The sequence below is a fragment of the Flavimobilis rhizosphaerae genome (assembly GCF_014852685.1).
Classification (GTDB): domain Bacteria; phylum Actinomycetota; class Actinomycetes; order Actinomycetales; family Cellulomonadaceae; genus Flavimobilis; species Flavimobilis rhizosphaerae.
The window spans coordinates 252,775-268,917 of the sequence record NZ_JACZDF010000002.1; the positions used below are offsets into that span (position 1 = coordinate 252,775).

15 protein-coding genes and 2 tRNA genes are annotated in these 16,143 nt (G+C 72.9%); 13 read left to right on the forward strand and 4 right to left on the reverse strand.

The window, feature by feature from the left end:
* Window positions 1-306: 306 nt before the first annotated feature.
* Window positions 307-1,164 carry a DUF2690 domain-containing protein gene (locus IGS67_RS04460; protein ID WP_192278311.1) on the forward strand — a complete coding sequence of 286 codons (858 nt, stop codon included), beginning with the start codon at window positions 307-309 and terminating at the stop codon, window positions 1,162-1,164.
* A gap of 31 nt (window positions 1,165-1,195) precedes the next feature.
* On the opposite strand, the gene IGS67_RS04465 is transcribed toward IGS67_RS04460, so the two are convergent.
* Window positions 1,196-2,854 carry an FAD-binding dehydrogenase gene (locus IGS67_RS04465; RefSeq protein ID WP_192278313.1) on the reverse strand — a complete coding sequence of 553 codons (1,659 nt, stop codon included), beginning with the start codon at window positions 2,852-2,854 and terminating at the stop codon, window positions 1,196-1,198.
* A gap of 142 nt (window positions 2,855-2,996) precedes the next feature.
* Between IGS67_RS04465 and IGS67_RS04470 the strand changes: the two genes are divergently transcribed.
* Window positions 2,997-4,364: an immunoglobulin domain-containing family protein gene (locus IGS67_RS04470; protein WP_192278315.1), complete on the forward strand. Its 1,368-nt coding sequence runs from the start codon at window positions 2,997-2,999 to the stop codon at window positions 4,362-4,364.
* Window positions 4,365-4,430: 66 nt separating this feature from the next.
* On the opposite strand, the gene IGS67_RS04475 is transcribed toward IGS67_RS04470, so the two are convergent.
* Window positions 4,431-5,348 carry an AEC family transporter gene (locus tag IGS67_RS04475; protein WP_192278317.1) on the reverse strand — a complete coding sequence of 306 codons (918 nt, stop codon included), beginning with the start codon at window positions 5,346-5,348 and terminating at the stop codon, window positions 4,431-4,433.
* 87 nt (window positions 5,349-5,435) lie between these two features.
* Here IGS67_RS04475 and IGS67_RS04480 point away from each other — a divergent pair, with 87 nt between their 5' ends.
* The 6 genes from IGS67_RS04480 (at window position 5,436) to IGS67_RS04505 (ending at window position 7,864) form a co-directional block, all read left to right on the forward strand.
* Window positions 5,436-6,305 carry an MYG1 family protein gene (locus IGS67_RS04480; protein WP_192278319.1) on the forward strand — a complete coding sequence of 290 codons (870 nt, stop codon included), beginning with the start codon at window positions 5,436-5,438 and terminating at the stop codon, window positions 6,303-6,305.
* A gap of 168 nt (window positions 6,306-6,473) precedes the next feature.
* Window positions 6,474-6,545, forward strand: a tRNA-Thr gene (locus IGS67_RS04485).
* Between the two features lie 86 nt (window positions 6,546-6,631).
* Window positions 6,632-6,708: transfer RNA gene (locus IGS67_RS04490), tRNA-Met, on the forward strand.
* A 78-nt stretch (window positions 6,709-6,786) separates the two neighbouring features.
* The gene (gene rpmG / locus IGS67_RS04495; protein WP_040594352.1) at window positions 6,787-6,957 is read left to right on the forward strand and encodes a 50S ribosomal protein L33; all 171 of its coding nucleotides are present in this window, start codon (window positions 6,787-6,789) and stop codon (window positions 6,955-6,957) included.
* 32 nt (window positions 6,958-6,989) lie between these two features.
* A complete protein-coding gene (locus IGS67_RS04500; RefSeq protein ID WP_192278321.1) occupies window positions 6,990-7,445 on the forward strand; it encodes an FAS1-like dehydratase domain-containing protein in 456 nt (151 codons plus the stop codon).
* Window positions 7,442-7,864, forward strand: coding sequence for a MaoC family dehydratase (locus IGS67_RS04505; protein ID WP_192278323.1), 423 nt, complete (start codon window positions 7,442-7,444; stop codon window positions 7,862-7,864). The genes IGS67_RS04500 and IGS67_RS04505 overlap by 4 nt, the downstream gene beginning before the upstream one ends.
* Before the next feature lie 85 nt (window positions 7,865-7,949).
* On the opposite strand, the gene IGS67_RS04510 is transcribed toward IGS67_RS04505, so the two are convergent.
* Window positions 7,950-9,047 (reverse strand): LacI family DNA-binding transcriptional regulator, encoded by a 1,098-nt coding sequence (locus tag IGS67_RS04510; RefSeq protein WP_192278326.1) that lies wholly within the window; start codon window positions 9,045-9,047, stop codon window positions 7,950-7,952.
* A gap of 259 nt (window positions 9,048-9,306) precedes the next feature.
* Here IGS67_RS04510 and IGS67_RS14115 point away from each other — a divergent pair, with 259 nt between their 5' ends.
* The 5 genes from IGS67_RS14115 to IGS67_RS04535 all read left to right on the forward strand — a co-directional run bounded on the left by IGS67_RS14115 (window position 9,307) and on the right by IGS67_RS04535 (window position 15,359).
* Window positions 9,307-10,653, forward strand: a complete 1,347-nt coding sequence (locus IGS67_RS14115) for an MFS transporter (protein WP_192278328.1) — start codon at window positions 9,307-9,309, stop codon at window positions 10,651-10,653.
* Entirely contained in the window at window positions 10,650-11,873 is a 1,224-nt protein-coding gene (locus tag IGS67_RS14120) for an MFS transporter (RefSeq protein WP_328741490.1), read from the forward strand. Before IGS67_RS14115 ends, IGS67_RS14120 begins: the two co-directional genes overlap by 4 nt.
* A 68-nt stretch (window positions 11,874-11,941) precedes the next feature.
* The gene (locus IGS67_RS04525) at window positions 11,942-13,105 is read left to right on the forward strand and encodes a UDP-N-acetylmuramate dehydrogenase (RefSeq protein WP_328741492.1); all 1,164 of its coding nucleotides are present in this window, start codon (window positions 11,942-11,944) and stop codon (window positions 13,103-13,105) included.
* 95 nt (window positions 13,106-13,200) lie between these two features.
* Window positions 13,201-14,466, forward strand: a complete 1,266-nt coding sequence (locus IGS67_RS04530) for a phosphotransferase family protein (protein WP_192278329.1) — start codon at window positions 13,201-13,203, stop codon at window positions 14,464-14,466.
* A 371-nt stretch (window positions 14,467-14,837) separates the two neighbouring features.
* Window positions 14,838-15,359, forward strand: a complete 522-nt coding sequence (locus IGS67_RS04535) for a hypothetical protein (RefSeq protein WP_192278331.1) — start codon at window positions 14,838-14,840, stop codon at window positions 15,357-15,359.
* 106 nt (window positions 15,360-15,465) lie between these two features.
* Here the strand turns inward: IGS67_RS04535 and IGS67_RS04540 are convergent, their stop codons facing one another.
* On the reverse strand, window positions 15,466-16,143 hold the full coding sequence (locus IGS67_RS04540) for a response regulator transcription factor (protein ID WP_192278333.1): 678 nt from the start codon (window positions 16,141-16,143) through the stop codon (window positions 15,466-15,468).

The following is a 16,143-nucleotide window of genomic DNA, read 5'->3' on the forward strand; positions in this document are numbered from 1 at the left end:
CGTCCGCGCGAGGCGGTTCCGGTTTTCCGTCCGGCGTCCGTCCGGCGCCCGCGCATGCGGTCGCGGGCTAACTTGGTGCTGGTCGGGGCACCGTTTCAGGGGCGGTGCTGCGGCGTGGTCTGCGTGGCTCGGAACCTGCGGACCCGCTCGGGAGTCCGGGTGGCCGACGTTCGGCGTCGTCACCCGGACTCTTCAGTATCATCGTGCGCACAGGGATGACGTCCAGGGAGCGTCCGCCCGCCGGTCGTCCTTCGTGCCGCGCGGTCCTGCGTGCCCTGGCGTCGATGACGCACAAGGAGCAGGGCCATGAATGAGACCACCGCTGACGACGCGAACACGGTTCCGGACGGAGCGGGACTCTCGTCCGTCGAGGAGTTCGCGGCGGCGCTCTCGGAACTGCGGACCGCTGCGGGGCGTCCGACGCTCGTCGCCCTAGAAAGGCGCACCGGCGTGTCGAAGACAGTTCTGTCGGATGCGTTCGCCGGGAGGCGGTTGCCGACGGAGCGCACCGTCGAGGCGATCGCATCGGTCCTCGACGCGGACGTCGCGGAGTGGACGCGTCGGCGGCGCGAGCTTGAGGAATCGTTGAGGCCGCAGGCGGTGGTCGGCGCCGGGGCGCCCGCGTACCCCGTCGTGCGCCGGCGCTCGGCGCTGCTCGCCGCTGCGGGGGCGTTCGTGCTGGGCGTCGTGGGGACTGCCGGGGTCGTTGCTGCGCTCCCGGACGAGGTGCCCGACGCATCGGGCCGGGGTGCCCCAGCGGCGGCCACGGCGTTGGTGACGCCGATGGAGTCGCCTGCGGAGATCCTCGTCGAGGTCGGCACGGACCCGGCGACGACGCCGTGCGTCGACGACGCGAAGGTCGTCGCGAGCGTCACGCGTGCGCGGGACACGCAGCTGCAGATCGTCTACTCGAACGCGTGCCAGGCGGCGTGGGCACGGGTGACGCGCTACGACGACGAGGCTGCGGGCAACGCGGTGGGCGCGAGCATCTTCCGGCAGATCGCCCCGGACGCATCGGACCGGCAGGACACGCATGAGCCCGACGCGCAGGGCGCGTACACGACGCTCATCGTGCGTCCGACGAGTGCGACGCGCGTGTGCGCGGTCGGGTACATCACGCTCGACGGCGAGAAGATCGACCTGGGCGACCAGATCTGCGTCTGATCCGGCCCGGGCAGCCCGTGGGCCGCGCGCGTCAGCCGATCGCCTCGCCCGCGGTCCTCCCGGAGAAGAGGCAGCCGCCGAGGAACGTGCCTTCGAGGGCGCGTTCGCCGTGGACGCCGCCACCGCCGAACCCGGCGGCCTCGCCGACGGCGTAGAGCCCGGCCAGCACGTCACCGTCGGGACGCAAGACGCGTGCGCTCGTGTCGGTGTGGAGCCCGCCGAGCGTCTTGCGCGTGAGGACGCGCAGCCGCACGGCGAGCAGCGGCCCGTCCTCGGGCGTCGTGAGGGGGCGTGGCGGGGCGACGCGGATGACCTTGTCGACGACGTACTCGCGGGCGCGCGCGGTCGCGACGACCTGGGGGTCCTTGCCGAGGCCTGACGTCACCTGGGCGTCGCGCAGCGCGACGAGTCGCGCGAGCGCGGCGGCGTCGATGCGCTGCTCGCCCGTGAGGGCGTTCATGCCGGCGGCGAGCTCGGTGACGGTGGGTGCCCAGACGAACTCGGGTGACTCGTCGGCGAAGCGGGCGACGGGCCCGACGGCGCCCTTGCGGACGCGTTCGAGGAGGAGCCGCACGTCCTTGCCGGTGAGGTCGGGGTTCTGGTCGGAGCCGGAGAGCGCGAACTCCTTCTCCATGATCGTGCGGTTGAGGACGAACCAGGAGTGGTCGTCGCCGCGGCTCGTCACATGCCGCAGGGCGCCGAGCGCGTCGAAGCCGGGATAGAGAGGGTGGGGGAGGCGGTTCCCGTCGGCGTCGAGCCAGAGGGACGACGGTCCGGGGAGGATGCGGATGCCGTGGCGGCGCCAGACGGGGGTGTGCATCTCGACGCCCTCGGGGTAGTGCCACATGCGGTCGGTGTGGACGAGGGCCGCACCGGCAGCCGCGGCGCGGGCGAGCATCTCGCCGTCGGACGAGTCCGGCACGCCGGAGAGCATCGTCGCTGGCAGCCTGCCTGCGGTGGCGGGCCAGGACGCGCGGACGAGCTCGTGGTTGGCGCCGATGCCGCCGGTCGCGACGACGACGGCGCGTGCGCCGAGCGCGACCTCGCGCACGACGGACCTGCCGGACGGTTCGCCGCGCCCGGCGTCGTCGGGCGCGAGGACCTCGGCGCGCACCCCGGTGACGGTGCCGTCGGTCGTCACGAGACCGGTGACGCGGTGGCGGAAGCGGATGTCGAGGAGGCCTGCGCGGTGGGCGTCGACCGCGGCGCGGACGAAGGGCTCGAGGATGCCTGGGCCGGTGCCCCAGGTGACGTGGAAGCGCGGCACGGTGTTGCCGTGGCCGCCCGCGGGGTGGCCGCCGCGCTCGGCCCACTGGACGAGCGGGAACCAGCGGACGCCGAGGGCGTGCAGCCAGGTCCGCATGTCGCGAGCGGCGAAGTCGACGAAGCGTTCGGCCCACGCGTAGCCCCATCGGTCGGGGCCGTGGCCGCGGTCGGCGCCGGGTGCGAACTGCGCGGAGCCGAGCCAGTCGGAGAACGCGAGGTCGGCGGAGTCCTTGACGCCGAGGCGCCGTTGCTCGGGGGAGTCGACGAGGAAGAGTCCGCCGAACGACCAGAAGGCCTGTCCGCCGAGCGAGGCGCGGGGTTCCTGCTCGAGGATCGTCACGTGCCGGCCGCGGGCGGTGAGGGTCGCGGCAGTGACGAGGCCGGCGAGGCCCGCGCCGATGATGAGGACGTCGTCGTCGGTCATGCCGGAACCCTGCTCGTGTGAGTCACGTCACAAGCAGTCCATCGCGGTGCGTCGGGACCTCTGGTCTGTTCCGCCACGTGTGGAAACGGTGCGATTATGGCGCATCGCCCCGGGTGAGGGGCCTCGACGAAGGGTGGGTCACGTGCAGGGACGACAGGGGTGGCGGCAAGGTCTCGTCGCCGCGGTGGCGACGTTCGCCCTCATAGGTGGTGGCCTCGTGGGGGCCGGTGCGGCGCACGCGGCGCCTGCGACGGCCGAGGCGGCTGCGGGCGTCGTCGGTGGTGCGGCGAAGCTGAAGATCTCGTCGCAGCCGAAGGCGCGCACGGTCGCGGCCGGCAAGACTGCGACGTTCACCGTCAAGGTGCCGCGCGGTGCGAAGGTCACGTGGCAGGTCCGCAAGCCGGGCTCGAAGAAGTACGTGACGGTCAAGGGCGCGACGCGGACGACGCTCGCGGTGAGGGCGACGACGAAGCTCGACGGCGCCCGCTACCGGGCGAAGGCCGTCAAGGGCAAGGCGCGTGCGACGTCGTCGTCCGCACGCCTCACGGTCGTGACGAAGCCGAGGTTCCGCACCTCGCCGGCCGCCGCGACGACCGCGTACGGCCGGACGGCGTCGTTCAAGGTGTCGGCGTCCGGCGGGTCGGTCTCGTACACGTGGTACCGCAAGCTCGCGGGGGCAACGAAGTACACGAAGGTCGGCACGGGCAGCAAGATCTCGGTCACGGCGACGGCGTCGCTCGACGGCGCCCGCTACCGGGCCGTCGCGCGGAATGCTGCGGGGTCGAAGACGTCGCGCAGCGCAGTCCTGCGGACGGGTGCCGCCCCGCGGATCACGACGCAACCGCGGATCACGGTCGTCGACGCGGGCGCGGACGCGGTGTTCTCGGTCGCGGCCGCGGGGGAAGGTCTCTCCTACACGTGGCAGACGCTCGAGGTCGACTCGGAGACCTGGCGGACGGTGAGCACGGGTGCGGGCACGACCTTGACGGTGCCTGCCGTCGGCGCGCAGCGGTCGGGCCTCAGCGTGCGGGCCGTGGTGACGAACCGCTACGCGTCGGTGACGTCCGAGGAGGTCGGCGTTCTCGTGCGGCCGACGGCGACCGACCCGGGCAGCCCTGCGCTGCCGTACGCGGTCGGGGACCTGCTCGGCCTGTGGCTCGACAAGGCGGAGATCCTCGACCCGGAGCTCGGATATCCGGCTCCTGGGGACGGGTTCACGTACGAGTCGGCGGTCTTCATGGCCGCGGACCTCGCCGAGAAGCCGGTGTCGCCGTCGTCGTTGACGTTCGCGCACACGGGCGCGGACGGCACGGCGTACGAGGTCGTCGACGTCGTCGACGTCTTCGAGGCGCTCGCCGAGGCGTTCGGTGAGGAGAGCGTGGTCAACGAGGTCGGGCTCGTGCTCCTCATGGTCGTCGTCAAGGTCCCGACTGGCGCGCACGGCGGGCAGTGGAGCGTGACGTCGACGTCGGGGGCCTCGCCGTCGACCGCGTACTTCGACCTCTGCTGACCCCCACGCACGTGCGGCGGGCGGGCAGGCCCTCGGGGGCCTGCCCGCCCGCCGCCGTCTACGAGGTCAGCGCAGCAGGAGCGCGACGGCGGCCATGACGGGCAGGGCGCCGAGCGTCGTGAGGGCGATCGTGTCGCGGGCGACGACCTGGCCGGTGCGATAACGGTCCGCGTAGTTGAGGACGTTCTGCGCGGTGGGCAGGGCGGCGAGCACGACGACCACGTAGAGGTCGTGCCCGTCGAGCCCGAGCGCGGTGCCGATCGCCCACGCGGCGAGCGGCATGCCGACGAGCTTGAGGGCTGTGGCGAGGGTGACGTTGCGGCGGTCGGTGCCGGCCTCGAGGAGGCGGGTCCCGGCGAGCGAGATGCCGAAGGCGACGAGCATGAGGGGCACGGCGCCACCGCCGAGGATCAGCAGGGGTTCCATGACGACGTCGGGCACGGTGGCGCCGGTGAGGGCGACGGCGAGCCCGGCGGCGGAGCCGAGGATGATGGGGTTGCGGACGGGCTGGGTGAGGACGCGCCGCCAGGAGACGGTCCCGGACGATGACGCGTCGAGGACGGCGAGCGCCGTCGGGGCGAGCAGGAGGAGCTGGGCGAGGATGACGGGCGCGACGGCGGCGGGCTCGCCGAGGATGTAGGTCGCGACGGGTAGGCCGATGTTGTTGGCGTTGACGTAGCCGGCGCCGAGGGCGCCGATCGTCGTCTCGCCGACGGGCCTGCGCCACCAGCCGCGGACGACGGCGACGTGCAGCGTCGCGACGACGAGCGCGGCACCGAGGGACGCGACGAGCAGGGGAGAGAAGAGCCGTCCGGGGTCGGCGCCGGCGAGGATCGTGAAGAGGAGCGCGGGTGCGAGGACGAAGAACACGAGCCTGGCGAGGGCCTCGCGGGCGTCGGGCCCGAGGAGGCCGACGCGTCCGACGACCCAGCCGGCGGCGACGACGACGGCGATGATCGTGTATCCCTCGAGGACTCCCAGCATGACGACCATCCTCCCAGAAACCGGTACCCGTGCGGTGGGGCCGCCGCCCTCAGGTCGACGACGAGAGCGGTGGCCTAGCCTGGACGGGTGATCATCGCCACCCATGACGGCAAGTTCCATGCCGACGACGTCTTCGGCGTCGCACTCCTCACCTCGCTCCACCCGGACGCCGAGGTCGTGCGCACGCGCGACCCTGAGCGGCTCGCGCAGGCCGACGTCGTCCTCGACGTCGGCGGCGTCTACGACGCCCGGACGCTGCGATTCGACCATCACCAGAAGAGTTCCGGGGCGCGTCCGAGCGGCATCCTCTTCTCGGCCTTCGGCCTGCTCTGGCAGCACTACGGCCTCGAGTACTGCGGTGGTGACGCGCGGGTGCACGGCAAGATCGATCGCCGCCTCGTCACCGCCATCGACGCGGTCGACAACGGGCAGGACCTCTACACCGTCTCCGACTTCGGCACGCCGCCGTTCGACATCTCCTCGACGCTCGGTCTCTTCAACCCGCTCGGCGACGACGAGTCGTTCGACGGGCAGTTCCGGGTCGCGGTCGACCTGGCACGCACGCTGCTCGCGCGGCTGCGCCAGCAGTACGTCTCGGCGTTCGCCGCCGAGGACGAGTTCAAGGAGCTCTACGCGGCGACGCCCGACAAGCGGTTCGTCGTGCTCGAGAAGTTCATGCCGCACGGCTCGGTCGCGACCGCGCAGCCCGAGCTGCTCTTCACTGTCTTCCCCGGGGCGACGGGCAACTGGACGATCCAGACGGTGCGTCCCGAGGGGTCGGAGTTCGGCTCCCGCAAGCACCTTCCCGCCGCCTGGCGGGGGCTCAACGACGCCGAGCTCGCGGCGGTGACGGGCGTCGAGGACGCGGTGTTCTGCCACAAGGCGGGATTCATCGGGGCCGCGCGCTCGCGCGAGGGCGCGCTTCGGCTCCTCGAGCTCGCGCTCGAGGAGCCGTGACTCGCGGGGAGGCGTGAGGAGGGTGTGAGGTGCGGCACCCGGGGAGTCGGCCATGGCGCCCCCGGGTGCCGTCCGCAGCGGTCGACAGGTGTCGGACCGGGGGTCAGGAATGGCCTCTGACCTGCGGATTTCGTTTCAGGCGAGCCCTCAGGTATCGTTCTTCGCGCTGCCCCCGTAGCTCAGTGGTAGAGCGCAGTCTTGGTAAGACTGAGGTCATGGGTCCGATTCCCATCGGGGGCTCTGTTGGTGCGCGAGGCTGTCGCGTGGGAGGATTGCTCCCGCGCGCGGCGTCGATCGCCGACGTGATGTCTCACGACATCGTTCGAGGCGGGGTAGCTCAGCTGGTCAGAGCGCACGACTCATAATCGTGAGGTCGCGGGTTCGAGCCCCGCCTCCGCTACCAAGAACGACCTTCAGCGCGCCGGCCGGCGGCGCGCCGAGCATCAGACAAGCACCTCAGGGTGCGAGAGGTGGCAAGACCGTGGCTAGCAAGTCCGCTGACGTTCGCCCGAAGATCACGCTCGCCTGCGTGGACTGCAAGGAGCGCAACTACATCACGAAGAAGAACCGCCGCAACAACCCTGACCGGCTCGAGCTGGCGAAGTTCTGCCCGCGCTGCGGCAAGCACACCGCGCACCGCGAGACTCGCTGACCCTCGGTCAGCGCGTAGTTCCTGGACCTCGAGTGGCGATCAACGCGTCCTACGCCGGCCGTCAGTACGCGCCCACCGACCCCTATCAGGTGGGTCGGGCGAAGGTCAGGGAGCTTGCAGCGGCCACGGCCGCGACCCAGCCCGTGCACCACGACCTCGTGGCAGCACGGGCTGCTGGCTATCCGGACCTCGTCGCATCCCCGACGTTCGCGGTGATCATCGCGCAGGCCGCCGAGGCTCAGCTCATCGAGGACCCTGACGCCGGCATCGACTTCAGCCGCGTCGTCCACGCCGACGAGCGCTTCACGCACACGCGTCCCATCGTCGCGGGCGACGAGATCACGACGGTGCTCCACGTCGACTCGATCACCGAGCGCGCCGGGCTCGCCATGGTGACGACGCGATGCGAGCTCTTCGGCGACGCTACGCTCACCGACCACGTCGCGACGGTCCGCTCGACGCTCGCCGTCCGTGGGGAGGACGCATGACGACTCCCGTGCTCGCCGATCTCGCCGTCGGCCAGGAGATCGGCTCGCGCTCGATCGACGTCGATCGCGCTCGCCTTGTCCGTTACGCGGGTGCGAGCGGGGACTTCAACCCCATCCACTGGAACGAGCGGTTCGCGACCGAGGTCGGGCTGCCCGGTGTCATCGCGCACGGCATGCTCACCATGGGGCTTGCCGTGACGGTCGTGAGCGAGTGGGCGGGGGATCCGGGCCGGGTCGTCGACTACCAGACGCGTTTCGCGCGTCCCGTCGTCGTGCCGGACCCCGGCACCGCGACGGTCGAGGTCACGGGCGTCGTCGGCGCGATCGACGCCGAGGCAGGCACGGTGCGTATCGATCTCACCGTCGTCTTCGAGGGCGCGCGAGTCCTTGCGAAGGCCCAGGCGGTCGTCCGCCTCTGACCGCGGTCGTCCGCCTCTGACCGCGGGGCTGCTCGCCCCAAGGTCGACCCGGACGTTTCCGGGACCGTCCTACGGCGCTGCGACCCTACGAGTTGCGCGGCGCCGCGGCGCTCGGTGGCGGGCCCGTCGTCGTGCCGATGCGCAGCTCGACGGGCATCGTCGTCCGCGTCACGGTGCCGTCGGCGAGGAGCGCGCGTACGGCGAGGCCCATCTCGCGGCCCTTGGCCTCGAGGGGCTGGATGACTGTCGTGAGCTCGCCCGAGAACCACGGCAGGTCGAGCCCGTCGAAGCCGGCGACGGACATGTCCTCCGGGACGCGCAGCCCGGCCTCGTGCAGTGCGAGGACGGCCCCGGCTGCGAGGAGGTCGGACTGGGCGACGACCGCGGTGGGGCGGGTCGCCGGGTCGGGGAAGCGCTCGAGGATCGCGCGCATCGCGGCGGCCCCGTTCTCGACGAGCGAAGCCTCGGTCTCGTAGATGCCGACGAGGTCGACGCCCGAGCCGAGGACGGCGTCGAGCCGGTGCCGGGTCGGCGTCCAGTCGACGAGCTCGCGCCGGGCGTCGTCGACCCAGCCTTCGCGCCGTCCCATGCGGAACGGCAGCGTGATGGTGACGAAGCGCTCGTGGCCGAGCCCGGTGAGGTGCTCGATCGTCGCGACGACCCCGCCGTGGTCGTCGATCTCGACGAGCGAGGAACCTTCGACCTCGTTGCCCTCGCCGACGACGATGGGGATGCCGCGCTTGCGGAGGGTCTCGACGCGCGGGTCGGACGTGTGGGCGCCCCAGATGAGGACGGCGACGTCCATCCCGGCGCTCGTGAGGAGGGGGTCGACGCCGATCTCGCCGTCGACGTACGACTCGACGCCGGGGACGAGGAGGACGCCGAGGTCGGCCTCGCCGAGGGCTGAGGTGAGGCCGTCGAGGACCTGGACGGAGACGGGGTCGCGGAAGGACCGTTTGAGCTTGTCACCGATGACGACACCGACGATGTCGTAGCGTCCGGAGCGGAGCTGGCGACCGGCGGGGTTGGGGCCGCCGTAGCCGAGCTCTGTGGCCGCGTCGAGCACCTTGGCGCGGGTGCTGTCGGCGATGGGTCCGGAGGCCGAGAACGCGAGGGACGCGGTGGAGACGGACACGCCGGCGGCGCGGGCGACGTCGGTGAGCGTCGGTCGCGCGTGGGACATGGGTGCTCCTCGGTCGGGCGGTGGTGTGCGTCGTGTCCAGTATCCCTGAGGGGAGGGCCGGACGGCGAACGGTGCCACGACGCTGGCTTGGCCAAGATTTTACGTGGTGCGCGTTGACCCTGGGCATGGTCGCGTCGGACACTGGAGGCCCCTCGAAACGTTTCGAGAGGCCTCGGGTCGCAGTGCCCGCCCCCGCCATGTGCATCCCGCCGCACACACCCACCCTGCGCAGCCCCCGCACCCCCGACCCGAGAGCTCCATGACGCACGCCCCCGACGCCACGACCGCCGCACAGACCTCACGCGCCCGCTGGGCCCTCGTGAGCCTCTTCGCGCTCCTCGGGCTCATGATGTCGAGCTGGCTCTCGCGCCTTCCGTCGATCCGCGCGGGCCTCGGTCTCACGGAGGGCCAGCTCGGGCTCGTCCTCGTCGTCGGGTCCGTCGGGTCGCTCCTCGTCGTCGCAGCCGCAGGCCCGCTTGTCGAACGCTTCGGGAGCGCCCGCATCCTCCACGTCTCGACCGTCGGGTTCGGGACGGCCCTCACGCTCCTCGCGCTCGGCGTCCAGCTCGGCTCCGTCGCGCTCGTCGCCGCCGGGATCTTCCTCAACGGCGCGACCTGGGCCCTCAACAACGTGCCGTTCAACCTCGAGTCGGCCGCGATCGAGCGTGCGGTCGGCCGCACGATCCTCCCGCAGTTCCACGCGTTCTTCTCCGTCGGCGCGCTCGCCGGCACGGGCGTGGGCGCCGCGTGCTCGGCGCTCGGCGTCCCCGCGGCCGCGCAGCTCGGCGCGTCCGTCCTCGTCGTCGTCGCATGGCGCGTGCTCGCTCTGCCTCCGGTCGTCGCCCGCGCGAGCGTTCCCGTCGCCGGACGGGTGGGCGACAAGCGTGCCGCGCGCACGGGGCTCGCCGCGTGGCGCGAGCCCCGCACGCTGCTCCTCGGCGTCGTCGTGCTCGCCGCGTCGATGTCCGAGGGGTCCGCGAACGACTGGCTCTCGATCGCGGTCGTCGACGACCTCGGCGGGAGCGAGGCCGTGGGCGCCGTCGTCTTCGGCGTCTTCCTCGGCTCGATGACCGCGTTCCGGCTCGCGGGAGCAGGTCTCGTCGACCGCTGGGGACGCGTCGCGGTGCTTCGCGGGTCCGCGCTCGTCTCGATCGTCGGCCTCACGACGTTCGGGCTCGCGCCGGGGGTCGCGGTCGCGGCCGTCGGCGTCGCGCTCTGGGGTTTCGGGGCGGCGCTCGCCTATCCGCTCGTCATCGCCGCCGCCTCCGACGACCCTGTCCGCGCTGCCGGCCGTGTCTCGGTCGTCTCGGCCTTCGCGTCGATCGCGTCGATCGCCGCTCCGCCGCTGCTCGGCTTCGTCGCGGAGCACCTCACGACGCGCACAGCCCTCATGCTCGTGCTCGTCCCGCTCGTCGCCGCCCTCCTCGCCGCGGGCCGCGCACGGCCGCTCGTGCCGGAGCCTGCCCCCGCGCCGCTCGTCCCCGCGCCGCTCGTCCCCGCGCCGCTCGTCCCCGCGCCGCCGTCGACCCCTGAGGGCGACGACGACCGCCGCACCCCCGTCCCCGCGCTCGCGGGCACGCACGACCCCAAGGAACCGCTCTCGTGACCTCCACGCACCCGCACCCCGGCCGCAGCGTCACGGTCGCAGCCTGGGCCGTCTTCGCGATCTTCGTCCTCAACGGCTTCAACTTCGCCTCGTGGGCGTCGCGCCTGCCGACGACCCGGACGATGCTCGGGTTCTCCGAGGCGCAGATGGGCGTGCTGCTCCTCATGGCGGCGCTCGGTTCGGTCGTCGCACTGCCGCTGTCGGGATGGATCACGTCACGTCTTGGCGCACGCCGGACGATCGTCGTCTTCGCGCTCGTCAACACCACGGGCATGCTGCTCGCCGCGCTTGCGCTCGCGGTCGACGAGGCGATGCCCCTGCGTGCAGCGCTGGTCCTCGTCGGCGTCGGCACGGGGGTGTGGGACGCCGCGATGAATCTCGAGGGTGCGGTCGTCGAGCAGCGGCTTGGTCGGACGCTCATGCCGCGCCTGCACGCAGGCTTCTCGTTCGGCACGATCATCGGCTCGGGTCTCGGCGCGCTCGCGGCGCTCGCGGGGCTCCCTGTGCCGTGGCACCTGACGATCGCAATCTCGTTCTCGTTCGTCGTCGTGCTCGTCGCCGTTCGCGGCCTCCTTCCCGATGACGCCCTCGCGAGCGCCCGCACGACGCCCGACGCGCCCCGCCACAACGTCTTCGGCGCGTGGCTGGAGCCGCGCACGCTGCTCATCGGTCTCGTGGTGCTCGCGGCGGCGCTCACGGAGGGGTCGGCGAACGACTGGGTGGGGCTCGCGGTCGTCGACGGGTTCACGCAGACGGACGCGGTCGGCGCGGCGACGCTCAGCGTCTTCCTCACCGCGATGACGGCCATGCGGCTGCTCGGGACGCCGCTCCTCGACCGCTTCGGGCGCGTCACGGTCCTGAGGCTCGCGAGCGCTCTCGCGTTCGCGGGCCTCGCGGTCTTCGCGCTCGTGCCGTGGCTGCCGCTCGCGTTCGTCGGCGTCGTGCTGTGGGGCATGGGTGCGGCACTCGGCTTCCCGGTCGGCATGAGCGCGGCGGCCGACGACCCCGTGCGCGCGGCAGGCCGCGTCTCGGTCGTCTCAACGATCGGCTACACCGCGTTCTTCATGGGCCCGCCGCTCATCGGCATGCTCGCGGAGCACGTCGGCTACCGGTCGGCGCTCCTCGTCATCCTTGCGCCGATCGCGCTCGGGCTCGTGCTCGCGGGCGTCGCGAAGCCGCTCCCGGACAGCCCGGAGGCCCAGCGCGCCGCGGCGCGCTGACGCCCCTGCGGGTGGGTGCCCCTGCGGACCTGCGGGCTGGGCGGGAGTGCGGGGCGTACCGTGGTCGGGTGACCTCGACCGACGCCACCCCCCACGCACCCCTGCTCTCCGACCTCACGACGCTGCGCGTCGGCGGCCCAGCGCGCTCGCTCGTGCGGGCGTCGTCCGAGGCCGAGCTCGTCGACGCGGTCCGGGCAGCCGACGCGGACGGGGTGCCCGTCCTCGTCCTCGGCGGCGGCTCGAACCTCGTCGTCGCGGACGAGGGGTTCGACGGTGTCGTCGTCCAGGACGTGCGCGAGGGCGTGACCGTCGACATGGTCGACTCGTGCGGCGGCGGCAGCTTCCGCGTGCCGGCGGGGCACGGGTGGGACGCGCTCGTCGAGCAGGCCGTCGCGGAGCAGTGGATCGGGCTCGAGGCGCTCTCGGGCATCCCCGGCACGGTCGGTGCGGCGCCCGTGCAGAACATCGGCGCGTACGGCCAGGAGGTCGCGGGGGTGCTGTCGACCGTGCGCGTGTGGGACCGTGCGGAGCAGCGCGTGCGGACGCTCGCGGTGGGCGAGCTCGGGCTCGGCTACCGCACGTCGGTTCTCAAGCGGTCGACGGTCGCGGACGCCGCGGGGCGCTCCTGGCGCCCCTCGCCACGCTGGGTCGTCCTCGAGGTCGGCTTCCAGACGCGGCTCGGCACGCTCTCCCCGGGCGTCGCGTACGCGGAGCTCGCGCGCCGCCTCGGTGTCGAGGTCGGGGAGCGCGTCCCGACGGCCGACGTCCGTGCGGCGGTCCTCGAGCTGCGCGGAGCGAAGGGCATGCTCGCGGCCGGGGTCGGCGAGCACGCAGCGGACCACGACAGGTGGAGCGCAGGGTCGTTCTTCACGAACCCTGTCCTGCCGGTCGCGCTCGCGGGCGGGCTGCCCGAGGGCGCGCCGCGCTTCGAGGTGCGTTCGGCGTTGCCGGCGGCGACGACGGGGCCGAGCCTCGGTGCGGTCGACCCGGGTCTCGTCAAGACGTCCGCCGCGTGGCTCATCGAGCACGCGGGCTTCGGCAAGGGCTTCGGCCTCGACGGCGAGGCGAGCGCGGCACGGCTCTCGACGCGGCACACGCTTGCGCTCACGAACCGCGGAGGTGCGACGGCGGCGGATGTCGTCGCGCTCGCACGGACGGTGCGTGACGGGGTTCTCGAGCGTTTCGGCGTGCGGCTCGAGCCGGAGCCCGTGCTCGTCGGGCTCGAGCTCTGAGCGCCGCCGGGCCGCACCCCGGTGACGGGTCCTGGCGACGCGCCGGGGAGCCCGTCGGCCTGCGCGAAGGTGATCTTCCGTTGTCTACTGGGAGCATGATGCCCTCCTCCTCGGTGCCGTCACGGCCGACGGCGCGCGACGCGCGCGCGTTGCGCGAGACGCAGGACATCGCGTGGCTCACTGGCCCTGAGGCGCTCGACGCTGTCGGGGCGTTCGTCGCTGCGGCGGGCGGGTCGCTCGTGAGCGCGGAGGTCCACGAGGTCCACCACCGGCCCGGTGCCGGGGTGACCGTCGGGTACGACGTCCGGGTGCAGGTCTCCGGTGACGGCGAGCCGCGGCCCGACTACGTGCTCCTCACGACGGGATCGGTCGACGACGCGGATCCGGCAGGTCTCGCGCACGTCATGCGTCTTGCGAACGGCGACCGTGTCGTGCACGCGTGGCGCCACCCGGACGATCCGCTGCTGCCGGGCCTGGTCGCGGCGTCGGACGTCACGAGCGCGGCCGCACGGACGGGGCTTGACGGTGATCCCGGCGCGGCCGTCCTCGAGCTCATCGGCTACCGGCCGATGCGTCGTGCGGTGCTGAGCCTCACGACGAACCGTCGGCGGGTCTTCCTCAAGGTGGTCCGGCGGGACCAGCTCGAGGGGTTGCTCGTGCGTAACCGGTGCGCGGAGCCGGCGGGCGCGCCGCCGGTCCAGGACGTGTGGCCCGAGGCCGTGCTCGTGTTCCCGCAGGCGCAGGGGGAGCCGCTTCCCGAGCTCCTCGCGCGCGACGGGGCGGCGGGCGTCGACCCGCGGGACCTTCTGGCGTGCCTCGACGCGATCGCGCCGGAGGCGATGGATCTGCCGCTGCGGCGGCCGTGGGCGGAGCGGTCGCGGCACTACGCGGACGCGGCGTGCAACGTGCTGCCCGAGCATGCGGAGCGGATCATGGCGCTTCAGCACGGGGTCGCGTCGGAGATCGAGCGCTTCGGCCAGGGGCCGCTTGTGCCGACGCACGGTGACTTCCACGCGGCGAACATCCTCATGACGGGAGTGGCGATCACGGCGCTGCTCGATGTCGACACGATCGGCCCGGGCCAGCGCGTCGACGATCTCGCGTGCCTCGTCGGGCACCTCACGGTGCTGCCGTGCCTCGCGCCGCAGACGTACGTCCACGTGCCGACGACGGTCGCGCGCTGGCTGTCGGTGTTCGACCGGGCGGTGCACCCGGGGTCGTTGCGGGCGCGTGCGGCGGGCGTCGTGCTGTCGCTGCTCGCGAGCATGCCGGCGAACCATCGGGACGACGCGGCCCGACGGGACGCGGTCGGTCGGCTCGAGGCGGCCGAGGCGCTGCTCGCCGACGCCGCTCGCTTCTGAGCGTGCGGCGGTGGGAGGGCGCGAGCGAGGCCGGGTGACGGCGGCAGCAGCGGGGTGAGACCGTCGGGTGACGAGGGCGACCTCGGGGGCGGGCGGACGTGAACCTCGGTGCTCTCGCCTCGCGACCCGAAGCGCGCGGGGAGAAGATCGAGGTGTCCGGCGCGGGACCCTGACCGCAGACCGGGCGGAGCGCCCCGAGCGCTCGCGCGGGCCCGCCGTTTCCCCCGGACGGCGGGCTCGTCGCATGCGCGGCCCGCCGCACATGAGAGGGTTCTCATCTGTGCTTCCTCGACCTCTCATGCAGGGGTCGCAGGATGGTTCCAGGACGGGGCGCCAGACCGGCGTCCCAGGACTGACCGGAGGGCAGAACGATGAACAAGGGTGCATGGATCGTCACGGGTGCGGTGGGCATCCTCGGTGTCGGCGCAGGTCTCGACGCGGCGTTCGCAGGTGATAGCCGTGACGACATCGTCGGCCCGGGTGTCGAGCTGCGTTCGACCGAGGGAACGACGGCGACGGCGGCCCCCATGGTCGAGCCGACGTCGGGTGCGACCGCGGTCCCGTCCGCGATCACCTCGCCGTCGCCGGTGTCCCCCGTGAGCCCGGTCTCGGTCGTCTCCCCGGTGACCCCGCAGTCGGTCGTGTCGCCTGTGACGCCGAAGTCGGTCGCGTCGCCCGTGTCGCCGAAGTCGCCGGTGTCGCCGAAGTCGCCGGTGTCGCCGAGGACCGCGGTCTCGGCGAAGTCGCCGGTGTCGCCGAAGTCGCCGGTGTCGCCGAAGTCGCCCGTCTCGGCGAAGTCGCCCGTCTCGGCGAAGTCGCCTGTCTCGGCGAAGTCGCCGGTGTCGCCGAAGTCCCCTGCGTCGGCTCCGACGGCTCCGTCCGCCGACGACTGACCTGAGCAGGCCGCACCTGCGCGCAGCTGTCGCGGTCGACGCCCCCTGCCGTCTGCCGCGCCGACGATGCCCGGCCCACCGCCTTGGTGGGCCGGGCATCGTCGTATCAGGCGTGCTGCTGCCCGGGGGCCGCGAGTCGGTAGCCCATGCCGCGCACGGTGACGACGCGGTCGGCGCCAATCTTCTGGCGCAGGTAGCGCACGTAGACGTCGACGACGTTTGAGCCCGGGTCGAAGTCGTAGCCCCAGACGCGGGAGAGGAGCTGCTCGCGGGAGAGGACCTGCCCTGCGTGGCGGAGGAACGTCTCGAGCAGCGCGAACTCGCGTGCGGACAGGTCGACCTCGGTCCCGGCGACGGTCGCGCGGCGGGAGCGGAGGTCGAGCGACAGGTCGCCGTGCGCGAGCGTGGTCGTCGTCGTGGACGCCTCGGTCCTGAGCCGTAGGCGCACCCGGGCGAGGAGCTCGTCGAACCCGAAGGGCTTGGCCATGTAGTCGTCGGCGCCGTTCTCGAGGCCGGTGACGACGTCAGCCGCGGAGCCGCGGGCGGTGAGGATGATGACGGGCACGGTCGAGCCGGACCCGCGGACACGTTCGAGGACGGTGAACCCGTCGATGTCGGGCAGCCCGAGGTCGAGGACGACGAGGTCGTGACCGTCGGTGAGGATCTCGGCGACGGCCTCGTGCCCCGTGCTCACGGTCGTGCAGGCGAAGCCTGCGGCGGACAGGCCCTTGACGACGAACGCGGCGATCCGCGGCTCGTCCTCGACGACGAGGATGGACGGCAC

What these genes read in the sequence shown, in the direction of transcription:
- IGS67_RS04460 (WP_192278311.1), top strand. Translation starts at nt 307, where the DNA reads ATGAATGAGACCACCGCTGACGACGCGAACACGGTTCCGGACGGAGCG.
- IGS67_RS04465 (WP_192278313.1), bottom strand. Translation starts at nt 2,854, where the DNA reads ATGACCGACGACGACGTCCTCATCATCGGCGCGGGCCTCGCCGGCCTC.
- IGS67_RS04475 (WP_192278317.1), bottom strand. Translation starts at nt 5,348, where the DNA reads ATGCTGGGAGTCCTCGAGGGATACACGATCATCGCCGTCGTCGTCGCC.
- IGS67_RS04505 (WP_192278323.1), top strand. Translation starts at nt 7,442, where the DNA reads ATGACGACTCCCGTGCTCGCCGATCTCGCCGTCGGCCAGGAGATCGGC.
- IGS67_RS04510 (WP_192278326.1), bottom strand. Translation starts at nt 9,047, where the DNA reads ATGTCCCACGCGCGACCGACGCTCACCGACGTCGCCCGCGCCGCCGGC.
- IGS67_RS14115 (WP_192278328.1), top strand. Translation starts at nt 9,307, where the DNA reads ATGACGCACGCCCCCGACGCCACGACCGCCGCACAGACCTCACGCGCC.
- IGS67_RS04530 (WP_192278329.1), top strand. Translation starts at nt 13,201, where the DNA reads ATGATGCCCTCCTCCTCGGTGCCGTCACGGCCGACGGCGCGCGACGCG.
- IGS67_RS04535 (WP_192278331.1), top strand. Translation starts at nt 14,838, where the DNA reads ATGAACAAGGGTGCATGGATCGTCACGGGTGCGGTGGGCATCCTCGGT.